Origin of the sequence: Kineosporia corallincola (assembly GCF_018499875.1) — a bacterium.
Lineage (GTDB): Bacteria > Actinomycetota > Actinomycetes > Actinomycetales > Kineosporiaceae > Kineosporia > Kineosporia corallincola.
The window spans coordinates 503,132-528,281 of the sequence record NZ_JAHBAY010000004.1; the positions used below are offsets into that span (position 1 = coordinate 503,132).

At 71.1% G+C, this 25,150-nt stretch carries 16 protein-coding genes and 2 tRNA genes; 13 read left to right on the forward strand and 5 right to left on the reverse strand.

The genetic code is table 11. The features are described from left to right. Positions 1–18: 18 nt before the first annotated feature. From ilvD to ilvC, 6 genes are all read left to right on the forward strand, one after another. Positions 19–1,719, forward strand: coding sequence for a dihydroxy-acid dehydratase (gene ilvD / locus KIH74_RS12480; RefSeq protein WP_214156037.1), 1,701 nt, complete (start codon positions 19–21; stop codon positions 1,717–1,719). A gap of 116 nt (positions 1,720–1,835) precedes the next feature. Beyond that, positions 1,836–4,448, forward strand: a complete 2,613-nt coding sequence (locus KIH74_RS12485) for an EAL domain-containing protein (RefSeq protein ID WP_214156038.1) — start codon at positions 1,836–1,838, stop codon at positions 4,446–4,448. A 200-nt stretch (positions 4,449–4,648) separates the two neighbouring features. Beyond that, complete coding sequence (locus KIH74_RS12490; protein WP_214156039.1) at positions 4,649–7,501, forward strand: putative bifunctional diguanylate cyclase/phosphodiesterase; 2,853 nt, start codon at positions 4,649–4,651, stop codon at positions 7,499–7,501. 237 nt (positions 7,502–7,738) lie between these two features. After that, complete coding sequence (locus KIH74_RS12495; RefSeq protein ID WP_214156040.1) at positions 7,739–9,556, forward strand: acetolactate synthase large subunit; 1,818 nt, start codon at positions 7,739–7,741, stop codon at positions 9,554–9,556. 11 nt (positions 9,557–9,567) lie between these two features. Then, complete coding sequence (ilvN, locus tag KIH74_RS12500) at positions 9,568–10,083, forward strand: acetolactate synthase small subunit (RefSeq protein WP_214156041.1); 516 nt, start codon at positions 9,568–9,570, stop codon at positions 10,081–10,083. A gap of 63 nt (positions 10,084–10,146) precedes the next feature. Continuing rightward, complete coding sequence (ilvC, locus tag KIH74_RS12505; protein ID WP_214156042.1) at positions 10,147–11,178, forward strand: ketol-acid reductoisomerase; 1,032 nt, start codon at positions 10,147–10,149, stop codon at positions 11,176–11,178. 45 nt (positions 11,179–11,223) lie between these two features. On the opposite strand, the gene KIH74_RS12510 is transcribed toward ilvC, so the two are convergent. Next, positions 11,224–11,607 (reverse strand): VOC family protein, encoded by a 384-nt coding sequence (locus KIH74_RS12510; protein ID WP_214156043.1) that lies wholly within the window; start codon positions 11,605–11,607, stop codon positions 11,224–11,226. A 124-nt stretch (positions 11,608–11,731) separates the two neighbouring features. On the opposite strand from KIH74_RS12510, the gene KIH74_RS12515 reads away from it, so the two are divergent. From KIH74_RS12515 to cimA, 3 genes are all read left to right on the forward strand, one after another. Beyond that, positions 11,732–12,796, forward strand: coding sequence for a 3-isopropylmalate dehydrogenase (locus tag KIH74_RS12515; protein WP_214156044.1), 1,065 nt, complete (start codon positions 11,732–11,734; stop codon positions 12,794–12,796). Positions 12,797–12,973: 177 nt separating this feature from the next. Further along, a complete protein-coding gene (locus KIH74_RS12520; protein ID WP_214156045.1) occupies positions 12,974–14,131 on the forward strand; it encodes a branched-chain amino acid aminotransferase in 1,158 nt (385 codons plus the stop codon). Positions 14,132–14,366: 235 nt separating this feature from the next. Next, positions 14,367–15,977, forward strand: coding sequence for a citramalate synthase (gene cimA / locus KIH74_RS12525; RefSeq protein WP_214156046.1), 1,611 nt, complete (start codon positions 14,367–14,369; stop codon positions 15,975–15,977). 59 nt (positions 15,978–16,036) lie between these two features. On the opposite strand, the gene KIH74_RS12530 is transcribed toward cimA, so the two are convergent. Together KIH74_RS12530 and KIH74_RS12535 are read right to left on the reverse strand one after the other, a co-directional pair. Further along, positions 16,037–17,104: an NHL repeat-containing protein gene (locus KIH74_RS12530; RefSeq protein WP_214156047.1), complete on the reverse strand. Its 1,068-nt coding sequence runs from the start codon at positions 17,102–17,104 to the stop codon at positions 16,037–16,039. 110 nt (positions 17,105–17,214) lie between these two features. Next, positions 17,215–18,123, reverse strand: a complete 909-nt coding sequence (locus KIH74_RS12535) for a 3-methyladenine DNA glycosylase (protein WP_214156048.1) — start codon at positions 18,121–18,123, stop codon at positions 17,215–17,217. Positions 18,124–18,166: 43 nt separating this feature from the next. Here KIH74_RS12535 and KIH74_RS12540 point away from each other — a divergent pair, with 43 nt between their 5' ends. Further along, positions 18,167–18,961 (forward strand): fumarylacetoacetate hydrolase family protein, encoded by a 795-nt coding sequence (locus KIH74_RS12540; protein WP_214156049.1) that lies wholly within the window; start codon positions 18,167–18,169, stop codon positions 18,959–18,961. Positions 18,962–19,026: 65 nt separating this feature from the next. On the opposite strand, the gene KIH74_RS12545 is transcribed toward KIH74_RS12540, so the two are convergent. Further along, positions 19,027–21,648 carry a putative bifunctional diguanylate cyclase/phosphodiesterase gene (locus KIH74_RS12545; RefSeq protein WP_214156050.1) on the reverse strand — a complete coding sequence of 874 codons (2,622 nt, stop codon included), beginning with the start codon at positions 21,646–21,648 and terminating at the stop codon, positions 19,027–19,029. 1,586 nt (positions 21,649–23,234) lie between these two features. Between KIH74_RS12545 and KIH74_RS12550 the strand changes: the two genes are divergently transcribed. The 3 genes from KIH74_RS12550 to KIH74_RS12560 all read left to right on the forward strand — a co-directional run bounded on the left by KIH74_RS12550 (position 23,235) and on the right by KIH74_RS12560 (position 24,085). Continuing rightward, a tRNA-Gln gene (locus KIH74_RS12550) sits at positions 23,235–23,306 on the forward strand. Positions 23,307–23,422: 116 nt separating this feature from the next. Beyond that, positions 23,423–23,495, forward strand: a tRNA-Glu gene (locus tag KIH74_RS12555). A gap of 140 nt (positions 23,496–23,635) precedes the next feature. Beyond that, positions 23,636–24,085, forward strand: a complete 450-nt coding sequence (locus KIH74_RS12560) for a hypothetical protein (protein ID WP_214156051.1) — start codon at positions 23,636–23,638, stop codon at positions 24,083–24,085. Positions 24,086–24,424: 339 nt separating this feature from the next. On the opposite strand, the gene KIH74_RS12565 is transcribed toward KIH74_RS12560, so the two are convergent. Further along, positions 24,425–25,150 carry an IclR family transcriptional regulator gene (locus KIH74_RS12565; RefSeq protein ID WP_214156052.1) on the reverse strand — a complete coding sequence of 242 codons (726 nt, stop codon included), beginning with the start codon at positions 25,148–25,150 and terminating at the stop codon, positions 24,425–24,427.

Sequence of the window (25,150 nt, forward strand, 5' to 3'; positions counted from 1 at the left end):
GTCGTAGAGTCACGGCTCGTGACGCAGAGCGAGAACGACCTCAAGCCGCGTAGCCGGCAGGTGACCGACGGGATCGAGGCGACCGCCTCGCGCGGCATGCTGCGCGCGGTCGGGATGGGAGACGAGGACTGGTCGAAACCCCAGATCGGGGTGGCCAGTTCGTGGAACGAGATCACCCCGTGCAATCTCAGTCTGGACCGGCTGGCCCAGGCGGTGAAGGACGGGGTGCACGCGGGCGGCGGCTACCCGCTGGAGTTCGGCACGATCAGCGTCAGTGACGGCATCTCGATGGGCCACGAGGGTATGCACTTCTCGCTGGTCTCCCGTGAGGTGATCGCCGACAGCGTGGAGACCGTCATGCAGGCCGAGAGGCTCGACGGCAGTGTGCTGCTCGCGGGCTGCGACAAGTCGCTGCCAGGCATGCTGATGGCTGCCGCCCGCCTCGACCTGGCCTCGGTGTTTCTCTACGCCGGGTCGATCCTGCCCGGGAAAGCGACCTTCACCGACGGCACCGAGAAGGACGTCACCCTGATCGACGCCTTCGAGGGAGTCGGCGCCTGCGCCCGGGGGCTGATGAGCCGCGAGGACCTGGACATCCTGGAACGCGCCATCTGCCCGGGCGAGGGGGCCTGCGGCGGGATGTACACGGCCAACACGATGGCCAGTGCCGCCGAGGCGCTGGGCATGTCGCTGCCCGGCTCGGCCGCGCCACCGGCCACCGACCGGCGCCGCGACGGCTTCGCCCGGCGCTCCGGCCAGGCCGTGGTGGAGCTGCTGCGCCGTGGCATCACCGCCCGCGACGTGCTGACCAGGGAGGCGTTCGAGAACGCGATCGCCGTCGTCATGGCGTTCGGCGGGTCCACCAACGCCGTCCTGCATCTGCTCGCCATCGCGCACGAGGCCGAGGTGCCGCTCACGCTGGACGATTTCAGCCGGGTGGGGGCGCGGGTGCCGCACCTGGCCGACGTCAAACCGTTCGGCCGCTACGTGATGTTCGACGTGGACCGGGTCGGCGGCGTGCCGGTGGTGATGAAGGCCCTGCTGGACGCCGGGCTGATGCACGGCGACGTGCTCACCGTGACCGGCTCGACGATGGCCGAGAACCTGGCCGGCATCAATCCTCCCGACCTGGACGGCAAGGTGGTGCGGGCGCTGTCCGAGCCGATCCACCGCACCGGCGGCATCACCGTGCTGCACGGCTCGCTGGCCCCCGAGGGGGCGGTGGTCAAGAGTGCCGGGTTCGACGACGACGTGTTCGAGGGCACCGCGCGGGTGTTCGAGCGGGAGCGGGCGGCGCTGGACGCACTGGAGAACGGCACGATCACGGCCGGCGACGTGGTGGTGATCCGGCACGAGGGGCCCAAGGGCGGGCCGGGCATGCGCGAGATGCTCGCCATCACCGGCGCGATCAAGGGTGCCGGGCTGGGCAAGCAGGTACTGCTGCTGACCGACGGCCGGTTCTCCGGCGGCACCACCGGCCTGTGTGTGGGCCACGTGACCCCGGAGGCGGTGGACCGCGGCCCGATCGCCGCGGTGCGTGACGGCGACCGGATCCGGCTGGACGTCGCCCACGGCACGCTCGATCTGCTGGTCGGCGCGGACGAGCTGGCGGTGCGGATGCGCGACTGGCAGCCGCTGCCGCACCGGTTCACCCGCGGGGTGCTGGCCAAATACGCCAAACTGGTCGGATCCGCCTCCGGCGGCGCGGTTCTCGGCTGAGAGCGGTGCCGGTTCCCGGGCGGGGCCGCGCGATTCACTCAACCAGCCCCGTCCGCGCGCCGATGGAGAGCCGGGCCCGCTGACCGCCGGTGGGCCGCTGGACGGCGGGTGGACACATGCTGATTGCGCTGATCGCGACCGTACTGGCCTTCGCCGGGGTCGCGACCGCGAACTTCGTGGTGGCCGCGCGGCAGCCGCAGCTGCGCCGCGGATCGGTGATCTCCGGGGTGGGATGCCTGGCCTGGGGCGGTATCTCGGTGGCCGCCCTGCTCGGGGTGCCGGACCCCTGGTTCTGGGCGGTCGGGCGTCCCCTCGTTCTGGTGATCTTCATGCTGGCCAGCGGTGGCGTGGGCCGGCTGGGCTCGGCCCGGGAGACCTGGGACAGCCTGGTCGAGGGCCTGATGATGATGGCGGGCCTGGCCGGTTTCGTCTGGATCGTGCTGCACGGGCAGACCTGGCTGACGGTGCGCCCGGAGACCGGCTGGACGCTGGCCTGGCTGGTGCCGATGGTCCTGCTGTGCAGCTACGCCGCCGGTCTCGCGGTGCGGGCGCGGGGCGACCAGCGCCGGATGGCCCTGCTGGCGGTGCTGGCCGGCGGCCTCTCGCTGACCGGTGACGTGACCGCTCTGGCCCTGCGCAACGACGCCGGGATCGTGTTCTGGGCGGCCGCGTCGATGGTGCTGGTGCGTAGCGCTGTGTGGGACACCCGCAGCACCTACCGCAATCCGGTGCTGGAGACCCGGCCGCGCCGGCTGGGCTGGTGGCAGCTGCCGATCCCGTTCGCCGCGGCGCTCACCGTGTTCCCCGGCGCCCGCAGCGACGTGGTGGCCGCGGTGATGCTGGCGATCATCTCGGTGGCGGTGTTCATCAACATCATCGGGCAGTCCGGGCAGAGCGAACGGCTCTGGGACGACCTGAGCGCCCGCAGCGAGCTGTACGAGGAACTGCTGGAGGACACCCAGGACGTGATCCTTCAGGTTGACGACTTCGGCGTGATCGAGTTCGCCAACCCGGCCTCGAACCGGGTGCTGGCCATGCGACCCGAGCAGCTGGTGGGCACCACCCTGCTGGACTACCTGCATCCCGACGACCAGAAGATGGCCCCGACGGTGGGCGGCGCCCCGCAGTGGCGGCGCGGCGAGCACCGGGTGGAGACCCGCTTCCTGCCCAGCCTGCCGGGCCAGCCGCCGGAACCGGCCAAGGCCGAGGGGATGACGCCCCGCCAGGCCGCGATGGCCGGCATCCCCGACATCAGCTCCGGCCTGGTCGGCAACATGTGGGCCGCGCAGGAGACCCGCTGGCGGGTGATCGAGTGGGGGATCACCCCGCGCGAGGACGGCGGCGCGGTGCTGGTCGGGCGCGACGTGTCCGACCGGGTGCGGATGCAGGGCGAACTGGTGGACGCGGCCCAGACCGACGCCCTGACCGGCCTTCTCAACCGCACCGCGTTCCTGGAGGCGGTCAACGCCCGGCTGGCCGAGGGCCAGCCGGTGGCGATGATGTTCATCGACCTCGACAACTTCAAGGAGGTCAACGACACGATGGGCCACGCCGAGGGGGACCGGCTGCTGTACCGGGCGGCCGAGTGCCTGCGGCAGGCGGCCGGCGACGGCGACGCGGTGGCCCGGCTGGGCGGCGACGAGTTCGCGGTGATGCCGCTCAACGCCGACCCGGACGCCGCTCACGCCGCGGCCGAGGCCGTGGTCACGGCGTTCAACGGGTTCGACGAGACCGCCTACGGCCGGCCCTCGGTGTCGGCCAGCCTGGGCCTGGTGATCGCCGACCCCCAGGTCACCCGCACCGCGCGGGAGGTGCTGCGCGACGCCGACCTGGCGATGTACCGGGCCAAGCAGCGCGGCGGCGCCGGGGTGGTGGACTTCGAGCCGTGGATGGTGGAGCGGGTGATGGAGCACCACCGCCTGCGCGGCGACCTGGAGACCGCGGTGCGCGACGAGAGCCTGACCATCTACCTCCAGCCGGTCGTCGACCTGCACACCCGGCAGTGGGAGGGGTTCGAGGCGCTGGTGCGCTGGCCGGTCGGGGCCGAGACCTGGTCCCCGGCCCAGTTCCTGCCGGTGGCCGAGGAGAGCGGCCTGATCGTGCCGATGGGTGCCTGGGTGCTGCGCGAGTCGCTGCGCCAGCTGGCCGGATGGCGCGACGAGCAGATGGGCATGGCGGTGAACGTGTCGGCACAGCAGCTGGTCGGCACCGACTTCTTCGACATCACCATGGAGGCGCTCCAGGAGAGCGGCATCGCCCCGGGCCGGCTCACCCTGGAGATCACCGAGCAGGCCGCCATCCAGGACCTCGGCCGCACCGCCTCCCGCCTCGACCTGCTGCGCTCCGAGGGCGTCCACGTGGCCATCGACGACTTCGGCACCGGGTTCTCCTCGTTGCAGTACCTGTCCCGGCTGCCGGTCGACATCCTCAAGATCGACCGCAAGTTCGTCTGGGGTCTGGGGCAGCAGGCCGAGGACGACGTGCTGGTGCGCTCGATGCTCGGCCTGGCCGCGGAACTCGGCCTGGAGGTGATCGCCGAGGGTGTGGAGACCCGACGGCAGGCGGAGCTGCTGCTGGAGTACGGCTGCCGTCTGGCGCAGGGCTTCCTGTTCTCCCCGCCGCGCCCGATCGAGGAACTGCGGGTGAGCGACCCGTTCGTCAGCCCGGCCCCGGCGATGCCGCGGATCCCGTTCCCCCGGCGAGCGGTGGACGACCGGGTGCCCAGCTGACCGGTCGGGTGCCGGTTCGGTGCGCCCCACCCGCACAACCTGTGGACGTCGGGGAGGTGTCCTTCCCGGGTGGGTGGGGTCTGCCCCGGCCCACGCCCGGCGCCGCGCTCACCCTGCACCACCGTGCGGTCACAATCCGTTGAGACTTCACGCGTCCGATCTCTTGGTGCGGGTCGGCCGCGTGGCTGCCGGTTACTGTCGTGACCGTGGTGCAGGCGATGCTGATGGCTGCCGCGGCAGCCCTGGCCGGGGTGGCCTGGGCCCGCGCGATCGTGCGTACCCGCCGCCTGCTCACCCCCACCGCCGCGGCGGCCGGCCTGTGCTGGGCACTGGGATCGGTACCGGCCCGGCTGCTCGACCCGTCCAGCTCGCTGCCGGCCGGCCAGATCGCCGACTTCCTGATGGTCGTGGCCGCCGCCGGGCTGCTCACCGCGCACGCCGCGATGGGCGACCGGATCGTGCCGGTGCGCCGCCCCGGCATCGGGGTGGCCGAGGCCGTGGTGCTCGCGCTCGCCGCCGCCACCGTGGCCTGGGTGGTCGTCGGCGCCCCACTGCACCTGCCCGCCAGCACCGCCTTCGCCCTGCTCCCGGCCGTGCTCGACCTGGTCTCGCTGCTGGTCGTGCTGCGCCTGCCCACCCGCACCCCGGCCGAGCCGGCCGGATACGCCGGGCCGGAGGGCAACAGCGCGCCCGGCCGGTCCTGGGGTCTGCTGGTCACGGCGCTCACCGCCGTCCTGCTGTCCGACCTGCTGCGCGGCACCCGGGTGGCGGGCGCCCAGCTGCCCAGCCGCCCCGAGGTCTCCGACGCCGTGCTGGCGCCGGTGGCCTGCGCGGCCGGGCTCCTGCTCGCCCTGTACAGCCTGCGCCTGACCCGCAACCAGCCACCCACCGAGCGCTCCGACGCCGAGCCCGCCGACGACGTGCGTCACCTGCCCCGCCGTCGCGGCCGCCTGGTGCCCTACGGGGTGGCGCTGGCCGCCCCGGTCGCGGTCGGCGCCCAGGCCACGGTGACCGGCACCGGCCCGATCCCGCTCTTCGGCCTCGGCTGCCTGGCCGCGGCGTTCGTGGTCTGGCAGACCCTTCTGCTGCTGGAGCAGGACGAGCTGCTGCGCCGCCAGGTGGAGGCCCGCAAGCGCCTGGCCCTGCTCGTCGAGAACACGAGTGACCTGCTGCTGCGGCTCGACACCAACGGCCGCATCCTCGCGGTCAACGCCGCCGCCACCCGGCTGCTGCACCGCCCGCCCTCCTCGATCGCCCAGCGCCCGTTCGAGGAGCTGGCCCGGCCCGACGACCAGCGCCGGGTGCGGGAGGCCGTGCTGGAGGTGACCCGCGGGCACCGCGACGCCGCCGAGATCGAGCTGCTCCTGGCCCCGCCCGCGGCCGGCACCGCCCAGCTGCGGCTGCGCGGCGTGGACGGCGGCGCGGTGGCCAACCTCAACGACGTCACCGACTCGGTCGAGCTGCGCCAGCGCCTGGAACGCCTGGCCCGCTTCGACCAGATGACCGGCCTGGCCAACCGGGCCCACCTGCTCGACGAGGTGGGCACCTGGCTGCTGCTCGCCCGCCCGGCGCCGGGCGACGACACCGACGAGGACAGCGGAATCGCCGTGCTGTACGCCGATCTGGACGGGTTCAAGGCCGTCAACGACCGGTTCGGGCACGCCGCCGGCGACCGCGTGCTGGTCGACGTGGCCGCCCGGCTCGACGCGGTGGCCGGAGCGGTGGACGCCCGCCGGGTGATCGTCTCCCGGGTCGGCGGCGACGAGTTCATCCTGGCGATGGAGGGCGTCGGCCGGGCCGCCGCCACCACGGCCGCCCAGCGCCTGGTCGAGGCGATCGCCCCGCCGTTCCGGGTGGGCGGCCGCACCGTCCAGCTCGGCGTCAGCGTGGGTGTGGCCTACACCGACCCCACCGACGGCGACCCGCGGATCCGGCCGGAGCGCGAGGGCCCGGCCGCCCTCGGCGACCACCCGGCCGGCAGCCGCAGCTCGGCCGCCACCCTGGTGCACCGCGCCGACCTGGCGATGTACGCGGCCAAGTCGGACGGCCGGGCCCGGCACGAGAGCTGGCGGCCGGAGCTGGAGGAACAGGTGCGCCGCCGGGTCGACCTGGCGATCGGCCTGCGTGACGCCCTGGAGCGTGGGCACCTGGCCGTGGCCTACCAGCCGATCGTGCGGCTGGCCGACGGGCACGTGCAGGGCGTCGAGGCGCTGCTGCGGCTGCCTCCCGACCAGGCCGGGTTCGAGCGGGACGGCGTGGTCAGCCCGGCCGAGCTGGTCGAGATCGCCGAGGACACCGGCGCGATCACCGAGCTGGGGGAGTGGGTGCTGCGCCAGGCGGTCACCCAGGCGGCCGGCTGGGCCCGGCGCGGCCACCAGATCTCGGTCAGCGTCAACATGTCCGTGGCCCAGCTGGTCTCGCCGGCTTTCGTCGAGCTGGTCACCGGCATGCTCGACGCCACCGGCCTGCCGCCGTCCCGGCTGGTGCTGGAGCTCACCGAGAGCCAGCTGGTCGAGCACTCCGGCCCGGCCCCCGACGCCCTCCAGGCCCTGCGCGACGCCGGGATCCGGCTGGCCATCGACGACTTCGGCACCGGTTACTCGTCGCTGTCCTACCTGCGCCGGATGCCGGTCAGCCTGGTCAAGATCGACCGCTCGCTGCTGGCCGGGCTGGGCACCGACCCGCGCGCCGCGGCGCTGCTGTCCGCCGTGGTGTCGATGGCCCGGGGCCTGGACCTGTCGGTGGTCGCGGAGGGGATGGAGGACCTCGCCACCGCCCGGGCGCTGCGCGACCTCGGGGTGCAGGCGGGGCAGGGTTTCGCGTTCTCCCGGGCGCTGCCGGCCGCCGAGATCCGCAGACTGCTGGCGGGCGGTCCGCTCGACATCGAAGAACCCGCCGGCGAACCTGGCGGCGAACTCGGGGACGACGGGGAGCCCGCGCCCGCACCCGGCCGGGTTCCGGAAAACGCCGACGGCCCACCGGTGCTCGATCTGCCCGATTCGGCACCGTCCGGCAGCCTGCCCGAGGAGCGGTCGGGCCGTCTCAGTAAGTGAGACCTGCCGGGTCCCGATTGACATCCCCGCAATCCGGGGGCAACGTGTGAGCGTGCGTAAGACTCTCGTACTTGGACGGCGCGCCCGCTGAGGTCATGGTGACCCGCGAGCGCGCGACCCCTTGTGCCCATTGGGACGAGGGGTTTTTTCGTCCCTGCCGACAGTTGCGCGCATCTCAGCTGCCGGCATCGACGGTCCGATGCACAGCAGTGATCCGACGAGCGAAGGAACCCCCTGATGCCCGGCCAGTCCCACACCGAACCCTCCGGCGCAGCCCGCGCCGCCACCACCGGCCCGCAGGTCTCCGGTGAGCCGATGACCGGGGCGCAGAGCCTCGTCCGCTCGCTCGAGTCCGTCGGTGTAGAAACGGTTTTCGGGATCCCGGGCGGAGCGATCCTTCCGCTCTACGACCCCCTGATGGACTCCACCAGGATCCGTCACATCCTGGCCCGCCACGAGCAGGGCGCCGGGCACGCGGCCGAGGGCTACGCCCAGGCCACCGGCCGGGTCGGGGTCTGCATGGCGACGTCCGGCCCGGGCGCGACCAACCTGGTCACCGCCATCGCCGACGCCTACATGGACTCGATCCCGATGGTCGCGATCACCGGCCAGGTGAGCAGCAAGATGATCGGCACGGACGCCTTCCAGGAGGCGGACATCGTCGGCATCACCCTGCCGATCACCAAGCACAACATGCTGGTCACCGACGCCGCGGAGATCCCGCGCGCGGTGGCCGAGGCGTTCCACATCGCGAGTACCGGCCGTCCGGGCCCGGTTCTGGTCGACGTGCCCAAGGACGTGCTCCAGGCGAGCACCACGTTCTCCTGGCCGCCGAAGCTCGACCTGCCCGGCTACCGCGCCGTCACCCGGCCGCACAACAAGCAGATCCGGGAGGCCGCCCGGCTGCTCACCTCCTCGTCGCGTCCCGTGCTCTACGTCGGTGGCGGTGTGCTGAAGGCGCACGCCAGCGAGGAGCTGCGGCGGCTCACCGAGGCGACCGGCGCCCCCGTCGTCACCACCCTGATGGCGCTGGGCGCGCTGCCCGACTCGCACCAGCAGAACCTGGGCATGCCGGGCATGCACGGCACCGTGGCCGCGGTCACCGCGCTCCAGAAGGCCGACCTGATCGTCAGTCTCGGTGCCCGGTTCGACGACCGGGTCACCGGCAACCTGGACTCCTTCGCACCGCACGCCAAGGTGGTGCACGCCGACATCGACCCGGCCGAGATCGGCAAGAACCGGCTCGCCGACGTGCCGATCGTGGGTGACGCCAAAGAGGTCATCGCCGAGCTGTGCCTGGCCGTCGAGGCGGAGCACAAGGCCGGCCGCAGCGCCGACCTGACCGCCTGGTGGCAGCAGCTGGACGGCTGGCGCCAGGCCTTCCCGCTCGGCCACGCCCCGGCCCCGGAGGGCGAGGTCTCGCCGCAGGACGTGATCGCCCGGATCGGCGCGATCTCCGGCCCGGACTCGATCTACGTCGCCGGTGTCGGCCAGCACCAGATGTGGGCGTCGCAGTTCATCAAGTACGAGAACCCGCACACCTGGATCAATTCCGGCGGTGCGGGCACGATGGGCTTCGCGGTGCCGGCCGCGATGGGCGCGAAGACCGGCCGTCCCGACACCGTGGTCTGGGCGATCGACGGCGACGGCTGCTTCCAGATGACCAATCAGGAACTGGCCACCTGCGTGATCAACCAGATCCCGATCAAGGTCGCCGTCATCAACAACTCCAGCCTGGGCATGGTCCGGCAGTGGCAGAACCTGTTCTACGACGGCCGCTACTCCAACACCGACCTGCACACCTCGGTCGGCAGCCGGATCCCCGACTTCGTCAAGCTGGCGGAGGCCTACGGCTGCGTCGGGCTGCGCTGCGAGACGCCCGAAGACGTGGACGCCACGATCAAGAAGGCGATGGAGATCAACGACGTCCCCGTCGTCATCGACTTCGTCGTGCACCGTGACGCGATGGTCTGGCCGATGGTCCCGGCCGGCGTCAGCAACGACGCCATCCAGATCGCGCGTGACACCCGCCCGGATTTCGACAGCGAAGACTGAGGACGATCGACGTGACGCACAAGCACACCCTTTCCGTCCTGGTCGAGGACCGGCCCGGCGTCCTGACCCGGGTCGCCGGCCTGTTCGCCCGGCGGGGCTTCAACATCCACTCACTGGCGGTCGGCCCGACCGAGCATCCCGGGGTGTCCCGGATGACCGTCGTGGTGGACGTCGACGAGCTGCCGCTGGAGCAGGTCACCAAGCAGCTCAACAAGCTGATCAACGTGATCAAGATCGTCGAGCTGGAGCCGGGCGCCTCGGTCCAGCGCGAGATGCTCCTGGTCAAGGTGCGGGCCGACGCCACCACGCGCAGCCACGTGCTGGAGACCGTGGAGCTGTTCCGCGGCCACGTGGTCGACGTGGCGCCGGACGCCGTCACCATCGAGGCGACCGGCAGCCCGGACAAGCTGGCGGCCCTGCTCAAGGTGCTGGAGCCGTTCGGCATCCGCGAGTTGTCGCAGTCCGGCCTGATCGGCATCGGCCGCGGCAACCGCTCGATCACCGACCGGGCGCTGCGCAGCGCCTGAGGCGACGGCCTCTAACCTCGACCCTGTATTCGATTACCACCCTCAATAAGGAGAACCAGCACTGTGGCAGCACAGATGTACTACGACGCCGACGCCGACCTCTCGCTGATCGCCGGCAAGTCCGTCGCCGTCATCGGCTACGGCAGCCAGGGTCACGCGCACGCGCTGAGCCTGCGCGACTCGGGCGTCGACGTGCGCGTCGGCCTGGCCGAGGGCAGCAAGAGCCGGGCCAAGGCCGAGGCCGAGGGCCTGCGGGTGCTCAGCGTGGCCGAGGCGGTGCAGGAGGCCAACGTGGTCATGCTGCTCACGCCCGACCACGTGCAGCGTCACGTGTACAAGGAGTCCATCGAGCCGCACCTGGCCGAGGGCGACGCGCTGTTCTTCGGCCACGGCTTCAACATCCGCTTCGGCTACATCACCCCGCCGGCCGGTGTGGACGTCTGCATGGTCGCCCCCAAGGGCCCGGGCCACCTGGTGCGTCGCGAGTACACCGACGGCCGCGGCGTGCCGGTGATCGTGGCGGTCGAGGTCGACGCCACCGGCAAGGCCTGGGACCTGGCGCTCTCCTACGCGAAGGCGATCGGCGGCCTGCGCGCCGGCGGCATCAAGACCACCTTCACCGAGGAGACCGAGACCGACCTGTTCGGTGAGCAGGCCGTGCTCTGCGGCGGCATGTCGCAGCTGGTGCAGTACGGCTTCGAGACGCTGACCGAGGCGGGCTACCAGCCCGAGGTCGCGTACTTCGAGTGCCTGCACGAGCTCAAGCTGATCGTCGACCTGATGTACGAGGGCGGCATCGCCAAGCAGCGCTGGAGCGTGTCCGACACGGCCGAGTACGGCGACTACGTGTCCGGCCCGCGGGTCATCGACGCGCACGTCAAGGACAACATGAAGGCCGTCCTGGCCGACATCACGAGCGGTGCGTTCGCGCAGCGCTTCATCGACGACCAGGACAAGGGCGCGCCGGAGTTCAAGGCCCTGCGCGCCAAGGGTGAGCAGCACCCGATCGAGGCCACCGGCCGCGAGCTGCGCAAGCTGATGAGCTGGGTCAAGGCCACCGACTCGGACTACGTCGAGGGCAGCGCCGGCCGCTGACCCGTCGACGAGGGTGCGGCCCCCGCCGAAGGGGCCGCGCTCTCGTCAGGGCCGGGGCGCGTACAGGTCGATGTGGGTGCCGTCCGGGTCCTGCACGGTCGCGAACCGCTGGCCCCACGGCGCGTCCATCGGCTCGCGGAAGCCGAAGCCGTCGTCGTCCAGCCAGGCGTACAGCTCGTCCACCCCAGCCGCCGAGTCGCAGCGCACGCCGAGCGTGATGCCGGTGCGCGGGGCATCCTGGTCCACGTCCCAGCCCAGCCGTTTCACGGCCTCCTCGGTGTCCAGGGTGAGGCTCATCCCGTCGAGGCGCGCCACCATGTGGCCGGAGGCCTGGTCCCCCTCGAACGTGCACCCCAGACGCCGGTAGAAGGCGATCGACTTGGCCAGGTCGGCCACCACCACACCGACGGCGTCCATCCGGAATCCCATGGCGGCCAGCCTATTCGGGTACCTGCCGGCAGCCAGGCGAAACGCGCTGACGGGCCCCGCCCAGATCGTCCACATGCTGAGATAGAGCGCCCGGTATCCGGACGCAAGGAGTAGGATCCCGACCATGAGCACCCCGACCGCACCCACGTCCGTCCGGCTGGCCGTCATTCCTGGCGACGGCATCGGCCCGGAGGTGGTCGCCGAGGGCCTGAAGGTCCTGAACGCCGCGGTCGGCACCGAGGTGTCCTTCGAGACCACCGAGTACGAGCTCGGTGCTCGCCTGTGGCACAAGACAGGCGAGACGTTGCCCGACGCCGCGCTGGCCGAGATCCGGCAGCACGACGCCATCCTGCTCGGCGCGATCGGTGACCCCGGTGTGCCGAGTGGCGTTCTGGAGCGGGGCCTCCTGCTGCGTCTGCGGTTCGAGCTGGACCACTACGTGAACCTGCGGCCGGCGCGGTTGTACCCGGGCGTCACCTCGCCCCTGGCCCCGCACGTCCTCGAGAACGGCCTCGACTTCGTCGTGGTCCGCGAGGGCACCGAGGGCCCCTACGTCGGCAACGGCGGCGCGGTGCGCACGGGTACGCCGCACGAGATCGCGACCGAGGTCAGCATCAACACGGCGTTCGGCATCGAGCGGGTGGTGCGGGACGCGTTCCGTCGCGCCGCCGGCCGCCCGCGCAAGCACCTCACCCTGGTGCACAAGCACAACGTGCTCACCCACGCCGGTCACCTCTGGCGCCGCACGGTGGAACAGGTCAACGCCGAGTTCCCCGAGGTCACCACCGACTACCTGCACGTCGACGCGGCCACCATCTTCATGGTGCAGAACCCGGGCCGGTTCGACGTGATCGTCACCGACAACCTCTTCGGCGACATCATCACCGACATCGCCGGCGCGATCGCCGGCGGCATCGGCCTGGCCGCGTCGGGCAACATCAACCCCGACCGCAGCGCCGCGCCGAGCATGTTCGAGCCGGTCCACGGCTCCGCTCCCGACATCGCCGGCCAGGGCAAGGCCGACCCCACCGCCACCGTGCTGTCCGTGGCGATGCTGCTGGAGCACCTCGGGCTGGAGAAGGCCGCCCAGAAGATCGAGCAGGCCGTGGCCGAAGACCTCACCTCACGTGGTGAGCGAGTACGCACCACGTCGGAGATCGGCGAGGCCATCGCCTCGCGTCTCGCCTGACCAGGGGTGCCTGTCTAGCGCAACGAGCCGAGGCGGCCGGTCGGGGGAACACCCCGGCCGGCCGTCAGCCGTATCCCCACCCGGAACGGCCCAGGTCAGGCGAGCTCTCCGCTGCTACCGTCGTCAACAGATTCTTTCCGGTCACCGGACCAGACCGGAATGCGAGGGAGTACCGCGATGAACGCCAGAATTCTCGGCACCACCGAGACGCTCGACACCAGTGATGTCGTCGATCCGTCCGAGACCACCAGCCGTCCGCTGACCTTCAGCGTCACGCCGAACCCGGCACCGGCCACCCCGGAGCGCCGGGCCCAGATCCACGCCCAGCCCGGCTTCGGCAAGTTCTTCACCGATCACATGGTGTCGATCGACTGGACGCAGGGCGAGGGCTGGCACGACGCCGGCCTGATCCCCTACGGCCCGATCCAGCTCGACCCGGCCGCGGCCGTTCTGCACTACGCACAGGAGATCTTCGAAGGGCTCAAGGCCTACCGGCACGCCGACGGCTCGGTCTGGGCGTTCCGCCCGGAGGCGAACGCGGCCCGGCTGGCGAGGTCCGCCCGGCGGCTGGCGCTGCCCGAGCTCTCCGAGGAGGACTTCCTGGCGAGCATCGACCTGCTGGTGAAGACCGACCAGGCCTGGGTGCCCGACCACGCCAGCGGTGAGAGCAGCCTCTACCTGCGGCCGTTCATGTACGCGTCGGAGACCTTCCTCGGCGTCCGGCCCAGCAAGACGGTGCGTTACCTGCTCATCGCCTCGCCGGTCGGCCCGTACTTCTCCGGCGGGGTCAAGCCGGTCAGCATCTGGCTGAGCAGCACCTACACCCGCGCCGCCGCCGGTGGCACGGGTGCGGCCAAGTGCGGCGGCAACTACGCGGCCGGCCTGGCCGCGCAGCTGGAGGCCGAGGCCCACGGCTGCGAGCAGGTCTGCTTCCTCGACGCGGCGGAACACCGCTGGGTGGAGGAGCTCGGCGGCATGAACATCTACTTCGTCAAGCGCGACGGCACACTGGTCACGCCCACCGTCTCCGGCACCATCCTGGAGGGCATCACCCGCTCCTCCATCCTCACCCTGGCCGGCGAGATGGGGCTGAAGGTCGAGGAACGCCAGATCAGCATCGACGAGTGGCGTGACGGCGTGGCCTCCGGCGAGATCAGTGAGGTGTTCGCCTGCGGCACCGCGGCCGTCATCACCCCGCTGGGCAAACTCGCCTGGGAGGGTGGCGAACTCGAGATCCCGTCCGGCGAGGTCGCGATGAAGATCCGGCAGTCGCTACTCGACGTGCAGTACGGCCGGGCAGAAGACACCCACGGCTGGATGCGCAAACTGGCCTAGAACGGCCCGAATTGAGGACGACGACGAGCTCGCACGGCTCGTCGTCGTCCTCAATTCTGTTGTGTGGCAGAATGACCGGCAGCATGTTCATCAACCGCGTCATTATTCACAGGCGCGTCGGCACCGCCCAGGGCCAGTAAGAGCCCGGCACCGTCGACGCGCAGACCTTCCGCACCCATGCGGGGGGTCTTTTTTCATGCGTGGACCAGCACCCACCGACCAAAGGCGAGCAACGATGGAGAGCACCGGCCTCAGCACAGGCTCGGGCGGCACCTTCCAGGTGTACGACACCACCTTGCGCGACGGCGCCCAGCAGGAGGGACTGAGCCTCTCGGTCCAGGACAAGCTGCTGATCGCCGGGCACCTGGACGATCTGGGGGTGGGCTTCGTCGAAGGTGGCTGGCCGGGCGCGATTCCGAAGGACACCGAGTTCTTCCGCCGGGCGGCGGAAGAACTCACCCTGAAGAACGCCGTGCTCACCGCCTTCGGCGCCACGCGCAAGGCCGGTGTCGCGGTGCACGACGACCCGCAGGTGAAGGCGCTGATCGACTCGCTCGCCCCGGCCGTGACGCTGGTGGCCAAGAGCGACATCCGGCACGTGGAGCGGGCTCTGCGCACCACGCCGCAGGAGAACCTGGCGATGATCACCGAGACCGTGCGCCACCTGCGCGATCACGGCCGCCGGGTGTTCGTCGACGCCGAGCACTTCTTCGACGGCTACCGCTTCGACCGGGCCTACGCCCTGGAGGTGGTGCGGGCCGCCGCCGAGGCCGGCGCCGAGGCGGTCGTGCTGTGCGACACCAACGGCGGCATGCTGCCGAACCAGGTGGCCGACGTGGTGCGTGACGTGCGCCAGGGATCGGGCGCCGACCTGGGCATCCACTGCCACAACGACACCGGCTGCGCGGTCGCGAACTCGCTGGCCGCCGTCGACGCCGGCGTGATCCAGGTGCAGGGCACCCTGAACGGCTACGGCGAGCGCACCGGGAACGCCGACCTGATCACGGTCGTCGCCGACCTGGAGCTGAAACTCGGGCGAAAGGTGCTGCCGGACGGCCGCATCCACGACATCACCCGGATCGCCCGGGCCGTCGACGAGATCGCCAACGTCGCGCCGTACAACCGTCAGCCCTACGTCGGGGCCAGCGCGTTCGCGCACAAGGCCGGGCTGCACGCCAGCGCGATCAAGGTGGACCCGGACCTCTACCAGCACATCGACCCGGCGGGCGTCGGCAACGACATGCGCATGCTGGTGTCCGACATGGCCGGCCGGGCCTCGATCGAGCTCAAGGGCCGGGAGCTGGGTTTCGACCTGTCCAGCGACCGCGACCTGCTCGGCCGGGTGACCGGGCGGGTGAAGCAGCTGGAGGCCGACGGGTACACCTTCGAGGCCGCCGACGCGTCGTTCTCGCTGCTGCTGCACGAGGAGGTGCACGGCACTCGCCCGGTGTACTGCGACGTGGAGAGCTGGCGGGTGATCACCGAGTTCCACGGCGGCGCCGCGGTCTGCGAGGCCACCGTGAAACTGACCGCCGGGGGCGTGCGTACGGTGGCGACGGCCGAGGGCAACGGCCCGGTCAGCGCTCTCGACCACACCCTGCGCCAGGCGCTGCTGCCGGTCTACCCCGAGCTGGAGCGGATGAAGCTCACCGACTTCAAGGTGCGCATCCTCGACGGCGCGTCGGCCACCGACGCCGTCACCCGGGTGCTGGTGGAGACCACGGGCAACGGGGCGGTCTGGCAGACCGTGGGCGTCGGCCCGAACATGGTCGAGGCCAGCTGGCAGGCCCTGCTGGAGAGTTTCGTCTACGGTCTGCACTTCTCGGGTGTGCCGTCACGACTCTGAAATGATGGACGGCGCGGGGCTTTTGACAAGCCACGCGCCGTCCGTCGTTCGATGGTTCTTCAGAGGCCGGAGTTGACCTTCTTGCGCAGGGGGATGATCCGGTAGCTCGCGTTCTGCGGGTCCTCCACGCCGAAGCGGGCGTTCACGGCCCACAGCGTGTGGTTCACGATCGTGGCGGTCGAGGGCACGTCCAGGTCGGGTGAGCTGAGCGCCGTGCGCCAGGACGCCCGCCAGCCGCGCCAGTTGTGGTGCAGCTTCAGCACGGCCACCTGGTTCTGGCCGGAGCCCCGCACCACGTAGACGGTGTGTCCCTTGCGCTCCAGCCCGTCGCCGCCGGTGATGCCCGGTCCGCCCTTCACCGGGATGGACGTGGCCGTGCCGGTGTGCGGGTCGACCCGCCACAGGCCGCCGGCCGTGCTGTGGTTCAGCAGCAGCGCGCCGTCCCACAGGGTGTCGATGCCGTTGGCCCGGTTGCCGTCGCCGTCGGTGGGCCAGGCACCCTTGAGCGGGATGAAGTTGAACCAGTCGGCGTAGTGGCCGGTGTCGCGGTTCAGGGCGATCCGGGTGAGCCGGTCCACACGGGAGTCGGTGACCCACACGGCGTTCGGCTCGATCGTCAGGTCGTTGAGGAACTGCGCGCCGGGCACCTCGATCCGGTGCCGCACCTTGCCCGAGCAGGCGTCGATCGCCAGCACGACACCGGTGGCGCCGTCCTGCGCGGCGGCCCACAGCAGGTTGGAGCGCTTGTCCCACTCCAGGCCCCGCACCGAACGGCCGGCCACCCCGGCCGTCAGCCGCCGGCCGTCCCCGGTGACCAGGCTGCCGGTCCAGATCTGCCCGTCGGCCAGCGACCCGGCGAAGAACGTGCGCTTCGGGCCGGAGGTGACACCCTCGGGCCGGAACCCGTCGGGCAGGCCGACCGGCTGGAACACCTTGCTGCCGGCGGCCTTCAGCGTGCCGCCCGGCTTCTCCGGCGACGGGCTCACCGGGGAGACCGTCCGGGTCGCGGCGGACGACTCCCCGGCGAGAACGGGGGACACGAGCGAAGCTGCGATCAGGGTGCCGATCGCCGCCGCGCCGGTGGCGACGCGAGCACGCCCGCGAACCGTGAACCTTCTCGTCATCATGTCAAATAGCCTCGGCGACAAGACATCACGGCGGAATCGGGGACACGCCCCGTATTCGGCCCACCCGTTTTCGGGCGGGCCTGGGCCGTTACACCCCGAACGGGGGAAAGTTACGAAACGTCTGTCCCGGCAGCGCTCATCAGGCTCTCCAGCACCTCGATCAGACGGCCCCGCAGCACCTGTGACCGGGCCGCGAACTCCCGCTGCCGGGCCACGTACTCGGCCTTGCCCTCGGCGGTCTCGATCGGCACGGCGGGCTCGCCGTACGAGGTCAGGTCGTACGGCGAGGCCTGCATGTCGAGCAGCCGGATGTCGAGAGCCAGCTCGAAGCAGTCCAGAGCCAGGTCGCCGGGCACCGCCGGGCCGAGCTTGGACGCCCACTTGTGCCCGTCCATCGAGGCGTGCAGGCAACCCGGCTGGTCCATCTCGACCTGGGACTCCCGGCTCGGCCGCACCCGGTTCAGGTCCACGGCGGCCGGGGTGAAGAACCGGTAGGCGTCGAAGTGGCTGCACCGGATCGGGTGCGCCTGGACCACCGCGTCGGTGCCGGCCTGGCCCAGCCGCAACGGCAGGGTGTGCCGGTGCTCGTCCTGCCGGTAGACCATGGCCCACTCGTGCAGGCCGAAGCAGCCGGTGAAGGTGGGCCGCGAGGCGATGGCGGTGAGCAGGCGGTGGATGAACCGCACCGAGTCGCCCCGGTCCCGCAGGAACGCGGCCGCGTCGAGACCGACGGTGCCGTCCGGATTCGTCGTGTACCAGCGCCACTTCTCGTGCGGCATGCCCGGCACCGGCTCCAGCCGCACGCCCACACCCGGGTGCCAGCGCCGCAGTACCGAGGGCCGGGTGTTGTAGTACTCGTAGAGGAAGTCCTCGATCGCGTGACGCTGCCCCGACGCCTTGCGGGCGCGATGACCCGCGGTCATGCCATCGGCCCGGGCCTCGTGCTCGCGGGCCAGCGTCGTCCACCGTTCCGCCCGCAGAAGGGTGCCGTCGATCGTCGTCTCACCCGCATACGTCACGCCGTCCAGTATGTCCCCACAGGTCATGGCATAAAGTCGGGTCGTGCTCATCGCGAGATTCACCACCGGCGAAGACCCTCGGTACGCGATCGTGGAGGGCGGGCAGGGCTCAGGTTTCCTGCACGTCATCAGCGGCGATCCGCTCTACCAGACAGTCCAGATGACCGGTGAGAAGGTCAGGTTCGACGACGCGGTGCGGCTGCTCGCCCCGGTCATCCCGCGGAGCAAGGTGGTGGCGGTCGGCAAGAACTACGCCGACCACGTGGCCGAGATGGCCAGCACCCCCGGTGAGGCCCCGCCGGCCGAGCCCCTGCTGTTCTTCAAGCCGAACACCTCGGTGATCGGCCCGGGCGACCCGATCGTGCTGCCCCGGCAGTCCTCGAACGTGCACTACGAGGGCGAACTGGCCATCGTCATCGGCAAGCTCTGCAAGGAGGTGCCGGTCGAGCGGGTGAAAGACGTCGTGCTCGGCTACACGATCGCGAACGACGTCACCGCCCGCGACCTCCAGAAGTCCGACGGCCAGTGGGCCCGGGCCAAGGGTTTCGACACGTTCTGCCCGATCGGTCCCTACCTGGTGCTCGACACCGACCCCACCGACCTGCGCATCACCACGCGGGTCAACGGCGACACCAAGCAGGACGGCCGTACCGCCCAGCTGATCCACAAGATCCCGGAGATCGTGGCCTACGTGTCGGCCGCGTTCACGCTGCTGCCCGGCGACGTCATCCTCACCGGCACCCCGGCCGGCGTCGGCCCGATCGTGGCCGGTGACCGGGTCGAGGTGGAGATCGAGGGCATGGGCGTGCTGAGCAACCCGGTCGTCGCGCGCGACTGAAATGGTGGACGACGATGAGCTTCAGACGGGCTCATCGTCGTCCACGATTTTGGGTCGTACCTGGTTCAGCGGGCCTCGGCCAGATGCCCTTCGCGGGCCGCCAGCCAGTCGGTGAACACCGCCAGGGGCATCGGGGCGGCCAGGTAGAAGCCCTGCATGTTGGTGCAGCCCAGGCGTTCCAGCTCGGCCCAGGTGGCAGCGTCTTCCACACCCTCGGCCACCACCGTCAGGTCGAGGTTGGTGCCGAGATCGACGATGGAGCGCACGATCGCGGCGTCACTGGCCTCGGCGAGCATGTTCATCACGAAGCTCTTGTCGATCTTCACCTCCTGCACCGGAAGCTGGCGCAGGTAGGACAGTGACGAGTAGCCGGTGCCGAAATCGTCGATGGACAGGCCCACTCCGAGGTCGTGCAGCCGGTCCAGCACGATGCGGGTGCGGGCCGGGTCGCGGATCACCGAGCTCTCGGTGATCTCCAGGGTCAGCGCCCGGGCCGGCACGCCGTGCCGGGTGAGCAGCTGCTGCACGCTGGCGATCAGGTTCTCGTTGAGATTGCTGCGGGCCGAGAGGTTCACGCTGACCGTGAGCCGGTGCCCGGCCCGCCGCCAGCGACCGCAGGCGGCCACGGCCTGTTCCAGCACCGCGTCGGTGAGCTGGGGGATCAGGCCGTTGCGCTCGGCCAGCGGGATGAACGTGTCGGGGAACAGCAGGCCGTGCCGCGGGTGCCGCCAGCGCACCAGGGCCTCCACCCCGAGCACCTGCCCGGTGTGCAGGCTGGCCTGGGGCTGCACGTAGACCTCCAGCTGACCGGCCGAGATGCCCTGCCGCAGTTCGGCGGTCAGCGCCAGCCGCTCCGGGGTCTCGTTCGCGTCGAGCCCCTTCTCGTACACGTGCAGACCGGAGCCGGAGTTCTTGGCGTAGTACATCGCCGCGTCGGCGCGTTTGAGCAGGGTGTGCCCGTCCGAGCCGTGCAGCGGGGCGACCGCGATGCCGATCGACACCCCGACCTCGACGTCGACACCCTGGATGCTGACCGGCTTCTCCAGGCCGCAGCGCAGCTGCCCGGCGATGTCCTGGGCCACGGTGACCGTGTCGGAACCCGGCAGCAGCACGGTGAACTCGTCGCCACCGGTGCGGGCCAGCACCCCGCGCCCGCCCAGCGACGCGTGCAGGCGCTGGCCCACCTCCTGGAGCAGCCGGTCGCCGAGCGGCAGCCCGAAGGTGTCGTTGACCTGCTTGAAGTTGACCAGGTCGAGGTTCATCACGGTGAGGCCGGGGGAGCGGTCGGTGCGCATGTCGCCGAGCGCCACCACCATCTCCTGCTGGAGCAGGTTGCGGTTGGGCAGGCCGGTGAGCTTGTCGTGCAGGGCGTCGTGCCGCAGCCGGTCGACCAGCTGGCCGTTCTGGAGGGCCATGCTGGCGTGGTTGGCCACGGTCATCAGCAGCTGCACGTCGTCGGTGTCGAACGAGCGCACGTCGCTGATCCGGTCACCGACCAGGATGGTGCCGACGATGCCCGCCTCGCCGCGCAGCGGCACCAGCACGGCGTCGCGCAGGTCGCGGTCGGTCAGCAGGGCACGATGGGTGCGGTCGCCGCGCGGGATCAGCAGCGGACCGCCACTGGTGACCACCCCGGCCCAGCTCGGGTCGTTGGCCGCGGTCTCGCTCAGCCGCACCCGGCGCAGCTTGCCCGCCGCGCCCCGGCTGTCGATCAGCAGGGGCTGATGGCCGGCCTCGGACGAGACGAAGACGATCTCGGCGTAGTCGGCGCGCAGCACCTCGCGGGCGTGCTGGAGCACCCCGGCCAGGATCTCGTTCACCTCGGGCGTGCTGCTCACCGCGTGGCTGAACCGGTAGAGCCGTTCCAGGCTGAGGTGGCGCTCGGAGAGCGAGCAGTAGCTGCGATAAGCCATGAGCAGCAGCACCATCGAGACGGCGAGCGGCACCGCGGCCCGGCGGTCGGCCTCCAGGGCGTGCACCGCGACCAGGGCGATGCAGGTGACCAAGGCCGAGGTGGCGGCGCCGCGCCCGGCCTCGAGCAGGAAGTCGCGGCGCTTGGTCTCGCCGTCGACCACGGCGATGACCACGGTGACGGCGAGGGCCGACAACAGCCCACCGCAGACCGTCGCGATCAGGGCGGCGGCCCAGGCCTGCGGGTCGATCGGCAGGCCGGAGCCGCGGATCAGGTTGAACAGCAGCAGGGCCAGCACCGACTCGGCGAACAGCATGGAGCCGTTGAAGAACACCTTGACCGGGCCCTGCCGCCGCCACACCACCAGGGCCAGCAGCACACCGATCAGCCGGCCGGCGACGAAGTTGCCCGGGGTGGCGAAGAACAGGCCGAGCACCGTGGCGATCTCGTTCATCGAGATGGCGCGGACCTGCCGGTGCCCGTTGACCTGCACCATCTGCACGACGATCTCGCAGGCCGCGGCCAGTGCCGCGACGGTGTACCAGTTCAGGCTCAGGGCCAGCTGGCCACGGGCCCCCAGCTGCTGGGTGGCCGGGACCAGCCAGAGCACGCCGCCCAGGGCGACCAGCAGCAGGCTGACCCCGATGATGCGGAGGGAGACCTGTCGGCCGTTGGCCGGACGGGCCGGCGGCACGCGCCGGGCCTGGGCCCGGCCGGGGCCGGCCAGAAGAGAGAGCGGGGACAGCTCAGTGAGCCGGATGCCCGAGACCGCCATTCGTCACCCCCTGCAACCGTGGGCGCGGGGGCATGCCGGACCGCGCGGCGGCGTGCCCGAGCCGGGCCCGATGCCCGGGGCGCGCTTCGTCGGGACGTCGCCAGGTGGAGCGCCGGACCCGAAAACTAGTGCTTGAACTGTGAACATCCCCGTCCCCCGGTGATCACGCCCGCTGAGCTGGAGCGTAGCCGAATCGCCGAAGCGCCAAGAGCGGAAGTCCGGACGAACCTGTGTCCGACACCTTACCCATAGTCATATTGCCCTCTGAAGATGTCGTGCACATTCCGTGGCGCTCTGGACTCGCCACGTAGCCGCATCGTGCGGAGATCCAATCCGCTGGATGACGCAAAGTAATGGAAAGTTGTGAGGCTGGGGGTGACCTACGTCCCGTTCGAGAGGGTGCACGGGCGGGATGAGGTAACTCACGCGATGCCAGTGATGCTGATGGGGCAAGTGAGGCGGTTACGAGTTGGTCTCGATCTGCGGGACTGGTTCCGGGGGTGGGTTGGGGCGGGTGGCGCGGGGGTAACGAGTTGGTTTCGAAGCAGGCTCGGCGGGGGTGCTGCCGGGTTCGGGCGGCGGTGTCCCCGGCGGATCTCGCGGTCTCCGGCGGGTGCCGCGCGGGTGGATTCCGATGCGGCGATGTGGCTTGTGTCGCATCGGGGCGGCGTGGGTGCGGCGCGGCCCGCCCTGTGTGCCGGGTGGGTGGGTGATCCGTGTCGCATCACTGCGTTCGTGAGGGCGTGGGCTGGTTCGTGGGCACGGCGTGGTCGTGTGGGCGTGGGCTGGTTCGTGGGCGTGGCCTGATCGTGTGGGCACGGCGTGGTCGTGTGGGCGTGCCCGGTCACGTCGGTGGGCGTACGGCGGGCGGTCGCACTGTGGGCGGGAGGGGCGCGAATGTCGACGACGTCGAGGGGTGGCGGCGAGGGAGCGGCCGTGTGGGGGAGATGCCCTGGGGAGGCGGGGATGGTGCGGCTCGGCCCGGCTTCCGTGCACGAGGGGCGCGGCGGCCTGGGCATCTCGGCGTGGCGGACGGTGATGGGGGCATCTTCCCTTGTCTCGCAGAGGTTTCGGATGAGTCTGTGCGGGATGGAAGGGCGGGCCCGAGCTCATGGAGTTTTTTGACACCGCCCAGGCGCTCAGGGCGGTGTCACAACGCAGACGGCACCCCCTGCTCCTTCCGGCTGGTCTCGCGCCGATGGAAACCAGCCGGGCACCGTGGAATTCAGGCCGTGGCCGCCACGATCTTCGCGCCGGCCGATTCCAGGGCGGGAGGGCCGAGGCCGGGGTGTCGACCTGTTCCGGGGCGGGCACGGGCGAAGGGGGGCGGCCAGGCCGAGGCTGAGTTCCCGCCGCGACGCAGCGACACGAGGGACGTCGCGACCAGGTCCCGCACCAGCTCCTGTGGCCGCGATCAGGCCCCCCGAAGGGCTGGGCGGGGGCTCCGGGGCAAGGGTTCGGCGCGGCGTTCCGGGGATCTGATTTGGGGCTTCGGGCCCGGCCCGCTAATGTTCTCGGTGGGTGCTCGCCCAACGGACAGATTCTCTCCTCCGGGAGATCATCTGGCCATCGGGTGAGTACCCCCATGGGGTATGGTGTAATTGGCAGCACGACTGATTCTGGTTCAGTTAGTCTAGGTTCGAGTCCTGGTACCCCAGCTTGGTGGGATCGTCAGAAGGTGGCTTCAGGCCACCAACAAGGCAATCTGACCAAATCGGTGAGAGCCGAGCAGTTGGCTGGCATCGAAATCGCTGACCTGGTCAGCAGGCAACAAGGCCCCGTTGTGTAGTGGCCTAGCACGTCGCCCTCTCAAGGCGGTAGCGCGGGTTCGAATCCCGTCGGGGCTACACGAGGAGACGGCCCTCGACCTCATCCGGTCGGGGGCCGTCTTCATGTCCGGTAATCTCTCGCCGACCTGCGACGACATCTGGCGCCCAGCACTGTGCGCCACCGCGGGAGCAACACCAGAACGATGGAGGGAAGGCTCATGACGGCCCAGATCGGCCAACTGGTTCGGGACTTGCTGACGGGTGACCTGAACTCGTACCCGGAGCAGACCAAGGCCCTGGACGAGCCAGGCTGGAACGCCTTCGGCGAGATCGTGGGCGCGGCCTTCTACACGGCCGTCGGTCGTCGCCTGGCCGGCCAGCAGGCCGATGTCGCGGCGTTCGTCTCGGCCGCCGCCGCTCCCTACGCGCAGTCCCCGGTCGCGATCGACGAGTCCGCCGCCCAGGCTCTGGTGCGCTCGGTGCTCGGCGACGACGCCACGGTGGGTCAGGTGCTCGAGCAGCTCGACGAGCCCGACCTGGCCCGGATCGAGCTGGTGCTGCTGCGCCGCCTGATCGAAGACGGCAACGGCGACATCACGGTCGACGCGCTGGTCTCCTCCGCCCAGGACGAGGCGGCCGAGTTCAGCGGCGAGGCCGGGGTCTCCTGACCCGGGCACGAACCACACGGTGAGCCCGTCACCCCTCCGGGGGTGGCGGGCTCACCGATTTTGTCGCCGGCCACCGCTTCTGGCGCCCGGCGGTCGGCCTCAGTGGTCGGCGTCGGCAGTCGGGCCGACAACGCATGGACGACGAGGGCGGGCCGGGTCCGGCGCCGTTCCCACGGAACCCGGCGGTGCCGGCCCGGGCTCCTCGTCGTCCACAGTTATCGTTGCGCCAAACGGGTTCTCGTGACCGGGCGACGTTCACCGCCCGCGGCGGTGCACCACGCGGGCAGGGCGGATGGGGCCCGAATGCCTTGCCCGCCGCAGGAAACTGACCGGGCGACGTCAGGCCTGGACCTGCCCGCGACGCAACACCTCGGTGAGACGCCCGGCCGCGGCGACCACCGCGGTGGCGTGCTGACGGCCCGGCTGACGGGTGAAACGCTCGATCGGGCCGGAGATCGACACCGACGCCACCACCCGGCCGGACGGCCCACGCACCGGCGCCGACACCGAGGCGACCCCCGGCTCGCGCTCGGCGATGCTCTGCGCCCAGCCCCGGCGACGCACCGCCGACAGCGTGCTGGCGGTGAACTTGGCCCCGTTCAGCCCGCGGTGCAGGCGATCCGGCTCCTCCCAGGCGAGCAGCGTCTGCGCGGCGGAACCGGCGAGCATCGACAGCGCGGAACCGACCGGGATGGAATCGCGCAGCCCCACCGGCCTTTCGGCGGCGGCCACACAGATGCGCTGATCACCCTGCCGACGGAACAGCTGCGCGCTCTCGCCGGTGTGGTCGCGCAGCGCCGTGAGAACCGGCCCGGCGGCGGCCAGAAGCCGGTCTTCCCCGGCGGCGGCGGCCAGTTCGGCCAGCCGCGGCCCGAGCACGAAACGGCCCTGTAGGTCACGCCCGACGAGCCGGTGGTGCTCCAGGGCGACCGCCAGGCGGTGCGCCGTGGGCCGGGCCAGCCCGGTCGCGGTCACCAGCTGGGCCAGCGTGGCAGGGCCCGCCTCCAGCGCGTCGAGCAGCACGGCTGCCTTGTCCAGGACGCCGACTCCGCTACTCTTGTCCAT